At 41.3% G+C, this 13,521-nt stretch carries 11 protein-coding genes and 2 rRNA genes; 7 read left to right on the forward strand and 6 right to left on the reverse strand.

Annotated features, from left to right (window positions below):
- Window positions 1–74 precede the first annotated feature (74 nt).
- The 4 genes from AB1Z56_RS25525 to AB1Z56_RS25540 all read left to right on the forward strand — a co-directional run bounded on the left by AB1Z56_RS25525 (window position 75) and on the right by AB1Z56_RS25540 (window position 5,025).
- Window positions 75–2,952 (forward strand): 23S ribosomal RNA (locus tag AB1Z56_RS25525).
- Between the two features lie 126 nt (window positions 2,953–3,078).
- Window positions 3,079–3,190: ribosomal RNA gene (rrf, locus tag AB1Z56_RS25530) — 5S ribosomal RNA — on the forward strand.
- Window positions 3,191–3,629: 439 nt separating this feature from the next.
- On the forward strand, window positions 3,630–4,517 hold the full coding sequence (locus AB1Z56_RS25535; protein WP_426790469.1) for a DUF4886 domain-containing protein: 888 nt from the start codon (window positions 3,630–3,632) through the stop codon (window positions 4,515–4,517).
- 7 nt (window positions 4,518–4,524) lie between these two features.
- On the forward strand, window positions 4,525–5,025 hold the full coding sequence (locus tag AB1Z56_RS25540) for a DinB family protein (RefSeq protein ID WP_426790470.1): 501 nt from the start codon (window positions 4,525–4,527) through the stop codon (window positions 5,023–5,025).
- A gap of 75 nt (window positions 5,026–5,100) precedes the next feature.
- Here AB1Z56_RS25540 and sucD read toward each other — a convergent pair whose 3' ends face one another.
- Both sucD and AB1Z56_RS25550 read right to left on the reverse strand, forming a co-directional pair.
- Window positions 5,101–5,973: a succinate--CoA ligase subunit alpha gene (gene sucD, locus AB1Z56_RS25545; RefSeq protein ID WP_070564656.1), complete on the reverse strand. Its 873-nt coding sequence runs from the start codon at window positions 5,971–5,973 to the stop codon at window positions 5,101–5,103.
- 90 nt (window positions 5,974–6,063) lie between these two features.
- Entirely contained in the window at window positions 6,064–6,597 is a 534-nt protein-coding gene (locus AB1Z56_RS25550) for an RNA methyltransferase (protein WP_426790471.1), read from the reverse strand.
- A 113-nt stretch (window positions 6,598–6,710) separates the two neighbouring features.
- On the opposite strand from AB1Z56_RS25550, the gene rpsT reads away from it, so the two are divergent.
- Window positions 6,711–6,965: a 30S ribosomal protein S20 gene (gene rpsT / locus AB1Z56_RS25555; RefSeq protein WP_046671646.1), complete on the forward strand. Its 255-nt coding sequence runs from the start codon at window positions 6,711–6,713 to the stop codon at window positions 6,963–6,965.
- A 146-nt stretch (window positions 6,966–7,111) separates the two neighbouring features.
- Here rpsT and AB1Z56_RS25560 read toward each other — a convergent pair whose 3' ends face one another.
- Both AB1Z56_RS25560 and AB1Z56_RS25565 read right to left on the reverse strand, forming a co-directional pair.
- On the reverse strand, window positions 7,112–7,963 hold the full coding sequence (locus AB1Z56_RS25560; RefSeq protein ID WP_075991192.1) for a 3-keto-disaccharide hydrolase: 852 nt from the start codon (window positions 7,961–7,963) through the stop codon (window positions 7,112–7,114).
- A 39-nt stretch (window positions 7,964–8,002) separates the two neighbouring features.
- On the reverse strand, window positions 8,003–8,836 hold the full coding sequence (locus AB1Z56_RS25565; RefSeq protein ID WP_075991193.1) for an AraC family transcriptional regulator: 834 nt from the start codon (window positions 8,834–8,836) through the stop codon (window positions 8,003–8,005).
- Between the two features lie 433 nt (window positions 8,837–9,269).
- Here AB1Z56_RS25565 and AB1Z56_RS25570 point away from each other — a divergent pair, with 433 nt between their 5' ends.
- On the forward strand, window positions 9,270–10,766 hold the full coding sequence (locus AB1Z56_RS25570) for a succinate CoA transferase (protein ID WP_426790472.1): 1,497 nt from the start codon (window positions 9,270–9,272) through the stop codon (window positions 10,764–10,766).
- A gap of 141 nt (window positions 10,767–10,907) precedes the next feature.
- Here AB1Z56_RS25570 and AB1Z56_RS25575 read toward each other — a convergent pair whose 3' ends face one another.
- Entirely contained in the window at window positions 10,908–11,633 is a 726-nt protein-coding gene (locus AB1Z56_RS25575; RefSeq protein ID WP_426790473.1) for a DNA alkylation repair protein, read from the reverse strand.
- Between the two features lie 16 nt (window positions 11,634–11,649).
- Window positions 11,650–12,147 (reverse strand): DinB family protein, encoded by a 498-nt coding sequence (locus AB1Z56_RS25580; RefSeq protein WP_426790474.1) that lies wholly within the window; start codon window positions 12,145–12,147, stop codon window positions 11,650–11,652.
- A 315-nt stretch (window positions 12,148–12,462) separates the two neighbouring features.
- Between AB1Z56_RS25580 and AB1Z56_RS25585 the strand changes: the two genes are divergently transcribed.
- The gene (locus AB1Z56_RS25585) at window positions 12,463–13,509 is read left to right on the forward strand and encodes an alpha-L-fucosidase (protein ID WP_426790475.1); all 1,047 of its coding nucleotides are present in this window, start codon (window positions 12,463–12,465) and stop codon (window positions 13,507–13,509) included.
- Window positions 13,510–13,521: the final 12 nt, after the last annotated feature.

Consider the following 13,521-nt stretch of genomic DNA (forward strand, 5'->3'; position numbering starts at 1 on the left):
CGAACGAATCTTTGCGTAGCATACGGGTATATATATCAAAAGCAGCCGCATAGTAGCAAAAGGCTATGCCGGTGAAGAAAGTAAATAAGGGCACACGGGGGATGCCTAGGCTCTCAGAGGCGAAGAAGGACGTGATAAGCTGCGATAAGCTTTGGGGATTGGCAAATGCGACTTGATCCAGAGATTTCCGAATGGGGCAACCTGACTATTTGAAGAATAGTCGTATAAAACGCGAACGCGCTGAACTGAAACATCTAAGTAGGCGTAGGAGAAGAAAATAACAATGATTTCCCAAGTAGTGGCGAGCGAACGGGAAAGAGCCCAAACCGATCATGTTACGGCATGGCCGGGGTTGTAGGACCACGAGATTGTACAGCGCTATGAACTGGAAGCAGGTGGGAAACTGCGCGACAAGGGTGAGAGCCCCGTACAGGTAAAGAATGTTGACATAGTGGTATCCTGAGTACCGCGGGACCGGAGAAATCCTGTGGGAATCCACCAGCACCATCTGGTAAGGCTAAATACTCCTGAGAGACCGATAGTGAACCAGTACCGTGAGGGAAAGGTGAAAAGAACCCCGAACAGGGGAGTGAAAAGAACCTGAAACCGTGTGCTTACAAGCGGTTGGAGCAGACGAGTTCTGTGACAGCGTGCCTTTTGCATAATGAGCCTACGAGTTACTCTTGTCTGGCAAGGTTAAGTCCTTCAGGGACGCAGCCGAAGCGAAAGCGAGTCTTAATAGGGCGCATAGTCAGATGAGGTAGACGCGAAACCTTGTGATCTACCCTTGGGCAGGTTGAAGTTGCAGTAACATGTAATGGAGGACCGAACCGATAAACGTTGAAAAGTTTCCGGATGACCTGAGGGTAGGGGTGAAAGGCCAATCAAACTGGGAAATAGCTCGTACTCCCCGAAATGTTTTTAGGAACAGCGTCGGCGTAGAGTTTGATAGAGGTAGAGCTACCGATTGGGTGCGGGGGAGTCAAATCCTACCAAATCCAGACGAACTCCGAATGCTATCAAATATAGCCGGCAGTGAGGCTTTGGGTGCTAAGGTCCAAGGCCGAGAGGGAAAGAACCCAGACCATCAGCTAAGGTCCCCAAATTCGTTCTAAGTTGAACTAACGAGGTCCGGTTGCCCAGACAGCTAGGATGTTGGCTTGGAAGCAGCCATTCATTTAAAGAGTGCGTAACAGCTCACTAGTCGAGCGGCCGGGCGTGGATAATAAACGGGCATCAAGAACGGTACCGAAGCTATGGATTTGTACTTAGGTACATCTGGTAGGGGAGCATTCCATCGCCGGGGAAGCAGTTTGGCAATGAACTGTGGAGGTTATGGAAAAGCAAATGTAGGCATAAGTAACGATAAGGCGGGTGAGAAACCCGCCCACCGAAAGACCAAGGTTTCCTGATCAACGTTAATCGGATCAGGGTCAGTCGGGACCTAAGGCGCACCCGAAGGGGGCAAGCCGATGGACAACTGGTTAATATTCCAGTACTCTTCATAACTGCGATGTGGTGACGGAGTAGTGACACTGCCGCGAACTGACGGAATAGTTCGTTGAAAGGCGTAGGTATTGGAGTTGTAGGCAAATCCGCAACTCTAGCTGAAACCCAATAGTACAGCAAAGCTCCGGTGGCGCTGATAGAGCAGGTAAACAGACTTCCAAGAAAACCCGCTAAGCTTCAGGTTATGAAGACCCGTACCGCAAACCGACACAGGTGGTCGAGGAGAGAATCCTAAGGTGCTCGAGTGAGTCATGGCTAAGGAACTCGGCAAAATGGCCCTGTAACTTCGGGAGAAGGGGCGCTGTCTCGCAAGAGCAGCCGCAGTGAAAAGGCCCAGGCGACTGTTTAACAAAAACATATGGCTTTGCAAAATCGCAAGATGAAGTATAAGGCCTGACACCTGCCCGGTGCTGGAAGGTTAAGAGGGGATGTCATCGCAAGAGAAGCATTGAATCGAAGCCCCAGTAAACGGCGGCCGTAACTATAACGGTCCTAAGGTAGCGAAATTCCTTGTCGGGTAAGTTCCGACCTGCACGAATGGTGTAACGATCTGGGCGCTGTCTCAGCCATGAGCTCGGTGAAATTGTGGTATCGGTGAAGACGCCGATTACCCGCAACGGGACGGAAAGACCCCATGCACCTTCACTATAGCTTAACATTGAGATTGGGTACAGGATGTGTAGGATAGGCGGGAGATGTTGAAGTGGCTTCGCCAGGAGTCATGGAATCAACCTTGAAATACCGCCCTTTCTGTATTCGGTTTCTAACTCCCTTATGGGGAGGACATTGTTTGGTGGGTAGTTTGACTGGGGTGGTCGCCTCCAAAAAGGTAACGGAGGCTTTCAAAGGTAAGCTCAGTACGCTTGGTAACCGTACGTGGAGTGCAATGGCATAAGCTTGCTTGACTGTGAGACCGACAAGTCGAACAGGGTCGAAAGACGGACATAGTGATCCGGTGGTTCTGTATGGAAGGGCCATCGCTCAAAGGATAAAAGGTACGCTGGGGATAACAGGCTGATCTCCCCCAAGAGCTCATATCGACGGGGAGGTTTGGCACCTCGATGTCGGCTCGTCACATCCTGGGGCTGGAGAAGGTCCCAAGGGTTGGGCTGTTCGCCCATTAAAGTGGCACGCGAGCTGGGTTCAGAACGTCGCGAGACAGTTCGGTCCCTATCTGTTGTGGGCGTTGGAAGTTTGAGTGGATCTGACCTTAGTACGAGAGGACCGGGTTGGACAGACCTCTGGTGAACCTGTTATGCCGCCAGGTGTACGGCAGGGTAGCTACGTCTGGAATAGATAAGCGCTGAAAGCATCTAAGTGCGAAACTAGCCACGAGATGAGACTTCCTTATAGGGTCGTAGAAGATGACTACGTTGATAGGCCATAGGTGTAAAGGTTGAGAGACCAAAGCCAAGTGGTACTAATAGCCCGAAGCTTTCTCAAGCAGACAGACACTGTTGTCTTCCTCTTTAATTTTTAGAAACGAACAAGAAACGTAACTCTTTCAGTATATATGTCATTTGGCAGGTATAAGGTCTGAAAAGATCAAAAGTCAGCCAATAAAGATTTTTAGGTGCCTATATCGGCGGTGTCTACCTCTTCCCATTCCGAACAGAGCAGTCAAGCCCGCCAGAGCCGATGGTATTGCCGTAACAGGTGGGAGAGTAGGTCGGTGCCTTTTTTTACACGGAAGCCCTTGCTGGAAACAGTCAAGGGCTTCTTTCGTTTAAGTACTTCCGTATTTGCATGTACAAGCTATTGTATATCCTACGCCTATTGGTTATCACAGCACATGGACGTCGGTGAGCCCGGTCCATCGGAAGCTGTTCCGCAACCGTCGCTACCCTGCATCTGTCACTGTCCCACAACTGTCCTTTAGCCTTTACTGTGCTGTAATGGTAGATCTTTATAGCCACCGTTTATTGTAAACCAAATAGCCTTTCACCAATATTGTATAGGTGTTCGGTAACTATCGCAAAAGCTACTTGTAATGACTAGGAGCCTACCTTGTCCCAACTGCTATCCCGATAGCTTACAGATGGCAGAAAGTCTCGCTTTCTTGGTATATCATTAGTATTTGTACGAGATATTATCTAATTTAGTTGTTATTGCATTATATTATGATAAAAGTAAAACAGGTATTGGTTTTCGGTTTTTTAATCGTGTTCTTTTTGAAGAATAATCGATTAAATGCGCAAAATAAATCTTTAGACGATGGTGTGCTACGAGTATTGGCCATCGGTAATAGTTTTTCGGAAGATGCTATTGAACAGAATTTATATGAATTGGCGAAAGCTGGGAAGAAAAAGATAGTGATCGGCAATCTTTATATTGGAGGAGCTCCTTTAAGTCTACATGTAAATAACGCAAAAGAAGATAAGCCGGCTTATCGTTACCGCAAAATTAATCTTGACGGGCAAATGTCCGAGAAAGCAAATGAGCGCTTATCTGAAGCACTTATAGATGAGGCTTGGGATTATATTAGCTTTCAGCAAGCAAGTCCGCTATCAGGAGATTATGATTCGTATGCGAAGGATCTACCACTTTTATACGATTATGTAACAAAACATATTCTATTTCCTGAAACCAAGTATATATTGCATCAAACTTGGGCATATCAGAATGGTTCATCGCATGAAGGCTTTGTTCGTTATAACCGTAGCCAAGACAGCATGTATAGGGCTATTGCTACTACTTCGCAAGAGGTGTTTAACTGGGGTAATTTCGATCTTTTGATTCCTTCGGGTACAGCTGTTCAAAATGCGCGTTCGAGTTTTGTAGGGGATAATTTTACGCGTGATGGCTATCACCTAAATCTGAACTATGGACGTTTCGTTGCCGCCTGCACCTGGTATGAGGTGTTATTCCATGAAAATGTACTGAACAATACATTTTTACCGCTCAAGGTAACCTATGTAGAGGGAGAAATTGCGCGAGCAGCAGCACATAAGGCAGTGGAATTCCCCTATGCTGTCACCGTATTAAAAGATTTTCAATTAATGAATTAGTATTTATATGAGTATCAAAAAGAGCTATTTGATCGAATTGGATCACGAAACAAAAAATACCAAACGTATTCTAGAAAGGATACCGGATGATAAATTGGATTGGCGCCCGCACGAAAAATCGATGAGTCTAGGCGAATTGGCCGCCCATGTCGTCGAGTTACATAACTGGGTACATAAGGCAATACCAAAGGACGTCTTTGATTTTAAAGTAGATTATAAGCCACTCAAAGTATCCTCGGTAGAAGAGTTGAAAACAATCCTTACTCTTGGACTGGAAGAGAACAAGGCAACACTAGAGAATATCGCTGAATCAGATTGGTTTAATGAATGGGTGCTTAAAGCTGGGGACCATGAGATTGCCCGTTTGCCACGAGCCGGAGCGATACGTTTTATTGTCAATAATCATATTGTTCATCATCGTGGTCAGTTGACTGTTTATTTGCGGTTATTGGATATTGCTGTACCGGGATTATATGGACCATCGGCAGATGAAGCAATGTCTATCTAATGTTGTCATCTAATTATTAGATATAAAAAAAGGGAATCAAATTTGATTCCCTTTTTTATATGCTCGATGGTCTAATTATTTAGCCAATTCTTCTGCGATTGCTTTTCCAATTTCAGCTGGAGATTCAACAACACGAATACCACACTCACGCATGATTTTCATTTTTGCAGCAGCGGTGTCATCTGCACCACCTACAATTGCACCAGCGTGTCCCATACGGCGTCCTGGAGGCGCTGTTTGACCTGCGATAAATCCAACAACAGGTTTAGTACCATGTTCTTTGATCCAACGAGCAGCTTCAGCTTCCATTCCACCACCAATTTCACCGATCATGATGATCGCTTCAGTTTCAGGGTCATTCATTAATAATTCAACAGCTTCTTTCGTTGTTGTACCAATGATAGGGTCACCACCAATTCCGATAGCTGTTGTGATGCCTAATCCTGCTTTTACAGTTTGATCTACGGCTTCGTAAGTTAAAGTTCCTGATTTAGAAACAACACCTACATTACCTTTTTTGAAGATAAATCCTGGCATGATACCGATTTTAGCTTCGCCTGCAGTGATGATACCTGGGCAGTTAGGACCGATCAAACGAGAGTTTTTGTCGCTCAAGTAAGATTTTACTTGGATCATATCTTTTGTTGGGATACCTTCTGTAATACAAACAATCACTTCGATACCAGCAGCGGCAGCTTCCATGATCGCATCTGCAGCAAATGCTGGAGGTACAAAAATAATAGAAACATTAGCTCCTGTAGTGTCAACTGCATCTTGCACAGTATTGAATACAGGACGGTCTAAGTGTTGTTGACCACCTTTACCAGGAGTAACACCACCAACTACATTTGTTCCGTACTCAATCATTTGAGTAGCATGGTAAGTACCTTCGTTTCCAGTGAAACCTTGAACGATTACTTTTGAATCTTTATTAACTAATACACTCATTTCTTCTTTAAATTTTGCACACAAATCTACTATTTTGCTTTCTAAAATGGAAGCAATGTGAATAGGAATGTGACCTTTATTGATAAATTTTTAATTGAAATTGCGTTTTTGGATAAAATCCCAAAGAATAATGCCAATTGCGACAGATACATTTAAGGAATGTTTGGTCCCGTATTGGGGGATTTCGATGCAGGTATCAATTTTTTCCATGACATCTTCATCTACTCCATTAACCTCATTTCCAAAAATCAATGCATACTTTTTGTCATTTTCTGGTTCAAACTGATGTAACATGACACTATCATCTGCTTGCTCGATGGCAATAATGACATACCCTTCTGTCCGAAGCTGATCAACAACAACTGTAGTATCTTTATGGTATTCCCAAGCGACCGATTGAGTTGCCCCGAGGGCGGTCTTTTCGATTTCACGATGGGGAGGTGTGCCGGTAATGCCACACAAGTATATTTTTTCAATAGCAAATCCGTCTGCAGTACGGAAGGCCGAGCCCACATTATGCATGCTCCGTACATTGTCCATAACGATTGTGATAGGAGTTTTTTCTTGTTTTTTAAACGATTCAACATCTGTACGTTGAAGTTCATCCATCGATAATTTTTGCATGTCGCAAATATACTAAACCTAAAAAATAAAATAGATTTTGAATATTGAAAATAAGGTGTTATTTTTGCAGTCCGAATTACAAGAAAAAATTGAATAAAAATTAGCTAAAAAAAATGGCAAATCATAAATCAGCGATCAAAAGAATTAGAGCAAACGCTACTAAACGTTTAAGAAACCGTTACCAAGCAAAAACTACACGTAACGCAATCAAAAAATTACGTCACACTACTTCTGCAGAAGAAGCAAAAACATTGTTACCACGCGTAATTTCTATGCTTGATCGTTTGGCAAAGAAAAATGTGATCCACAAGAAAAAAGCTTCTAACAACAAATCTAAGTTAACAAAATTTGTTAACGGTTTAGCGTAAGCTTTTCGTATAGATATAGAGGGGTACAGCTCGCTGTATCCCTTTTCTTTATGTTATATACTTTGGATTTCTCTTTCCAAGCGAATGGTAAATAAAAAAGCATCGATATTCGATGCTTTTTTATTTTAAACTGACTTGCAGTGTTTTTATTGTTGCAAATTTGGAAGTAACTCCGCGATGACCTTTTTCAATTTGTTGGGATCTTTCATGTAAGGTTCTAAATCGTAAAGTTCCACTTTTTTAAAATCAATTGGATGACTCTCACTCTGCAGTGAAATAGTCCCCTTACTTAAAAGCTGACCATCCTTTTTCACTTTAGGATCGAAACCACTTACATTGCCGCCACCAATTTGGGGTTTATTATACTGTAATACGACCTTGTTTTCAAGGATATGCTGCACAAGTGAGTCTCCCAATACCAAGAAATCAGCAGTTACCCATTGATCTCCAGCATAGGTTTTTGATGTTGAGCTGATGCAATGTGGTGTAAATAGCTTATTGTCGATCACCACGTTTGTGCCTGGTGTACAAAGGTTACTTGTGGTCCGTTCGTCCTTGCCATTTCCACCCAGCAGTTGCCCTTCGATCGATATTGGAAAGTCTTGATCCACACCCATGGTATTAGGGTCCTGTCCATGTAGCATGGCTCCGCTGTTACGCCAAGCCCAACCTTCTCCACCATTTACCTGTTCACCAACAAATCTGTAAGTGACGCGCAATAAATAAGCTGAGAATTCTTTATTGTAGAATAGATGGCCATACTGAAAATTGAAATTATCATAACCATCGTATCTTACTTTGAGTAAGCCGTCTTCTACACGAAATGTATTTTTATAATTATCCCCAACTTTGTGGTTTCTGATTTTTGGGGTCCAGTTCTTCAAATCTTTCCCATTAAATAACTGAATGGGTTTGGGTTTCTTATCTTGAGATTTGGCAAATAAAGAAGTGCTGAGCAATAAAATTCCAGCACTATAAATGATATGTTTGAATTTCATCCTGAATTAGGTTTATTGACCTAAATTAGGTAAACATTTTTAAATAAGCAATTCTTTTTGTTTGACATATTCGCTTGGACGGATACCGACGACCTTATTAAATGTGTTACTAAACGTGGGGAGGCTATTGTATCCAACTTTGAGTGCAACTTCATTTACACTTAGTTTTTCGTCTAAAAGGAGCTTAAGAGCAGTCAGCATTCTGAGAATCGTGTAGTACTGGATAAAAGACATATTTAATTCTTTTTGAAATAGTCTGGCTAATGTACGTTCACTAATGTTAAATAATCCGGCAAGTTTTTTAAAGCTGACATTTTCCTCTATATTTTCTTCGAGGTAAGTGACGATATCCTTTAATTTCTGATGATTAGGATAGGGCAAGGCTAAAGGAAGCTCATGCAGCGACAATTCCGGCAGGATAAGTTTAAATGCTGTGGCGATACTATATTTAGGTTCTTCGACCGGAAAGATATTGCCATTCCAGCGGTTGGTAAACATAATCAGTTCTATCAAAAGATCATTTACTGGATAGATTCCCATTTTGCTGTAGAAGGGTGCGTCATTATTGGTTTTGGGAAAGTACAAATTACGCATAACGACCTCCGGGGTACTTGGATGAATACTATGTTTTATGCCAGCGGGAATCCACAAATAATGTCGGGCAGGTAGAAAATACGATTTTTCCTCTGTTTTAACAAATACGACACCGCCTTCTGTATATAAAAATTGGTCCTTATCGTGGCAATGTTCGGAAATATGATTCTCTGCAATAATAGCGTGGTGACAGTAAATGCTATCTTCAAATGAGTCTACTTCCGTCATATAATAACGGTTGACATATTTAGCATCTGTCGTTATATCTTGTGTATTCATTTTAACCTATAATACTATGTCACAAAGGTAAGACTTTTTTACTAGACCCGACCTTTACTTCTTGAAAGTGAGTGTATGCTTACGTTAAAATGGCAATTAATCGGCTGGAGAGTTAGTATTTACTTACTTTAGGTTTATCTTTATTATTGTAAGTTATTTGTTTTCAGGGTGATATATATTATCAATGCGTGTGATATAAAATATTTTTTTATTATGATTTGTTGTATATTTTTGATTTGTAGCAAGTTGTGTGTTTTTAGTCGCGTTTGGATAATTTTGTGTCGAATGATAATAAATATGCAGTTGAAAAAAATGCTAAAATTGTTTGGTTAAGAGGTTGTGAAATATAACAAAGAACTTTTCAACTAAGGGAAATATATAGGTTTCAATTTCTTAAGTTTACAATAATGGAATAAAATCAAACTATAACAATATGGCTTACGAAAGAATAAAAGTTCAAAGCTTACATGATAAAGTGATTACAGCGGAAGAAGCTGCTAGGCTATTTCAAAACGGAATGGTCGTTGGATCGAGTGGTTTTACTAAGGCTGGAGACAGTAAGGTTGTATTACCAGCCTTGGCTGAACGTGCAAAAGTGGATCCATTGAAAATAACCCTGATAACTGGGGCTTCGTTGGGACATGGAACAGACGGTAAATTGGCGGAAGCGGGAGCACTATCCAAGCGGATGCCTTTTCAGGTAGATCGTATTTTACGTAATAAAATTAATGCCGGGGATGTGCTGTTTATTGATCAGCATCTAAGCGAAACAGCCGAATTGCTGCATAATAAGAATTTGCCTCAGGTGGATATTGCTGTTTTGGAAGTAGCAGCAATAGAATCAGACGGAAGTATTGTTCCAACGACTTCTGTGGGAAATTCGGCTACTTTTGCTGCATTGGCTAAGCAGGTTATTTTGGAGGTCAATACTGCGATACCCATGACTATTAAAGGGATACATGATATTTACCAAGCAGAAGATTACCCTCGGCGTAATGTTATTCCAATCGTAGCTCCTGAAAATAAAATAGGGCGTAAAACTATTCCTTTGGACGCAAGCAAGGTGGTGGGAATTGTGTTTACGAATGAGCTTGATAGCCCAGCCGATATTGCTGAACCGGATACCAAAACTACAGCAATAGCGAAGCATATTTTACAGTTTTTCGAAAATGAAGTAGAGCTAGGTCATTTAACTGAAAGCCTGATGCCCCTTCAAGCTGGTATTGGAAAAGTAGCTAACGCTGTTCTGACCGGATTTATACATAGTAAGTTCCGTAATCTAACGATGTTTTCTGAAGTGTTGCAAGATAGTACCTTTGACCTTATCGATGCTGGAAAACTGGATTTTGCTTCTGCTTCTTCAATTACTGTTTCGGAAGAGTGTTATTCAAGAGTGTTCGATCATTTGGATCGATACCGCGATAAAATTGTATTGCGCCCACAGAACATTTCCAATACACCTGGACTGATCAAACGTTTGGGGATTATAGCAATTAATACAGCCATAGAGTTTGATATTTATGGAAACGTAAATTCTACCCATACTTCGGGAACAAATATCATGAATGGTATCGGTGGATCAGGTGACTTTGCACGTAATGCTTATTTGAGCATCTTTGTTACACAGGCAGCCTCTAAAGGGGATGCAATTTCTCATATTGTTCCTATGGTTTCTCACGTAGATCATACCGAACATGATGTCGATATTTTGGTAACAGATTATGGCTTGGCAGATTTGCGTGGTTTAGCCCCTCGTGAGCGAGCGAAAGTAATTATTGAGAACTGCGTACATCCCGATTATAGGGAGCAGCTATCAGACTATTATAAACGCGCTTGTGAGCGGGGAGGGCATACACCACATTTGTTAGAAGAGGCTTTTAGCTGGCATATTAATCTTCGTGAAAAAGGAACAATGAAAAAAGATCACTAACCGAGGGGGCGCGGTTACATATAGACTAAATGTATAAAGAAAGGCGAGGTTTAATGGTAGACTTCGCCTTTCTTGATGTATAACTATCACAAAGAAAATCACGTATTCATTTTATTGGTTATGATGAACCATTGGGGCTTCCTACTGGATCTGTTTAGCCCTCAATTTGTGGCGATTGAGACCAATCGTAATTTTTGTCCGAAACCATTGTTTGGTTTCTGGCGATTCAATTTGTTTACTGTAGCAAGCAACTAGCTTAGGGTGAAACTTTGCGATTGTTTTGGCCCCCCAACCGATTCCTTTCTTCACATGGAAATCTGTCGTGTTTGACAATGAAATCAGCAGCTTCAACAAAATGTCTACGTATGTGGCTGGTAGTCCCTTTTTTACAGCATAGTGCGTAGCTACACCAATGGTACGGACAATCCATTTATCAGGATGATGAGCTAATTCTTCTAATAATGGTATTGCTTTTTTAGGTGAAGTCAACAGCGCGTGACCAAGTACGCGTTCGCCGATGATATCACAGACGTACCATTGATTGCCTATGGTTATATAGGTGCAGGCTTTATGGATGGATGCTTCAAAGTGTTCGGGGAGACGTTGCTGAAGAATTATTCCCGTTAAAACATAACTTCCCATTTCTGTTGTGGCAATGAGACGATCTGTCAAGTGTAACTGCTGTGCCTCAGGCACGAATAGCATAATTTCCCTGGCCGCAAACTCCAGAAGTGGAAATCGAACTTTCTTTTTCAGTAAACACTCTTGTAAGCTTAATATAAGGCATTCAATACCGGATTGCTGTCCTTGCTGTTTCGCCGTTGCGACAATTTCTCGGATCTGTACTTTACTGGTAATTTGTTCCATAGCGCTGCTCGAATCCCTACCCTTGATCTTTATAAATATTCCAATAATTAAAGTCTGTCATTGGGGCATCCGTAATTCCAATAGCTCGACCCATTGTAACGATCTGTCCCCTGTGATATGTTCCGTGGAGGATCAGCTGTTGTATGTATTCATACTTTGTAAAATCGCATTGAAACCATGGTGATTCCACTTTGATATTTTTTTCAAGATCTAACTCCGATAGCTTGTTTATATAATCCACAAGTTGGACTGAACTTCTTCTGAGCGCTTCAAATATTTCTTCTTTTGTGGTTCGCTTTTTTTCAAAATCAAAATCATTGCTTTCTGAAATGTGGCTCCACCAATATTCCTGTGTCTGCAAGATGTGGTTTAAGGTTTTCAAAATGGTCGGGAAGCTTGAAGGTACCTCCTGATTAAGTTGGTCGTCCGATTTATCAGCCAGCCAATCGATGTATTTATTGACAACCCAGTTGTTATACTCGGCACTTTTTGTGATTAAGGTCTTTAAACTCATAATTTCAATCTATAGTATGGTTTTTAATGAAATATTTACTAAATATAAATCCTTTTTGGAAAGAATTTATATTAAATTTCATAGCAGATAGACTGTTTGATAAGCTGCTTTGGAAGTTTTCATTTTTGTAAAATTGAGGCAGGTATAGACCTGTACGCTAAGCGTAACTTCTTTGAAATAAATAAAAAGTGTTGTTCATATTTTTTATATTTATTCTGCAATAGCAGAATGGTTTAGCATTTGTCGAATGCGCAAGATACCAATAGAAGATTTGACAGCCGCTTGAGCTTGTTGGATTAACCAATTACAATAAATATGATAAAAGCAACACATTGTATTCTTTCTCTACTAGCCATGTTGTTTATGAACATGGGAAACGCCCAAGTTAATAATTTACAGGAATCCAAAAAGGATTTTGATGAACGGATGCATTGGTTTAGGGAAGCAAAATATGGAATGTTTATTCATTTTGGGCTTTATAGTCAGCTTGGAGGGATATATAAAGGGAATTCAACCAAAGGATATGCAGAGTGGATACAATCGGAAATGAATATTCCGAAGGCAGCCTATTCGGAGCTGATTAACACATGGAACCCCAAGGACTTCAATGCAGATCGTATTGTTCAATTGGCTAAGGATGCTGGAATGAAGTATATTGTCCTGACGACCAAACACCATGAGGGCTTTTGTCTGTGGGATTCCCCCTACACAGATTATGATATAGCTTCGACGCCAATGAAGGGAAGAGATCTCGTGCGGGAATTGTCCACAGCTTGTAAGAAAGCTGGGATTAGATTTGGTACCTACTACAGTATTATCGATTGGCATCACGATTCGCAATATGTCGATCCCAATGGTAAAGGCGATTGGGGCCAGATACTCATTAAGCCAGAACAGAAAGCTGCTTATGTTCAATACATGAAAAATCAATTGAAAGAATTGGTTGTTAATTATGATACTGACATCCTGTGGTTTGATGGGGATTGGGTGAATTGGTGGGATATGGCCGCAGGAGAAGATCTTTATCAATATCTACGCAACTTGAAACCCTCTATTATCATTAATAACCGTGTAGCAAAGCGTGATCAATTTAAGCGTGATTTTGGAACGCCTGAACAAGAACATCCCGGAGCGTTATTGGATTACGATTGGGAAGCCTGTTATACCTTGAACAATTCCTGGGGATACAAAAAATCCGATAATAATTGGAAATCCCCTACCGAAGTAAATACTAAGCTGCGAGAGATAAATGAAAAAGGTGGAAATTTGCTGCTCAATATTGGACCTGATGCTAACGGAAACGTGCCGGTTGCTAGTAAAGAAATTTTGTTGAAAGCGGCCGCAGAGCGCAAAAAGAACTAATCTAAGCTATAT

Source organism: Sphingobacterium sp. WOUb80 (assembly GCF_050058145.1).
GTDB lineage: Bacteria > Bacteroidota > Bacteroidia > Sphingobacteriales > Sphingobacteriaceae > Sphingobacterium.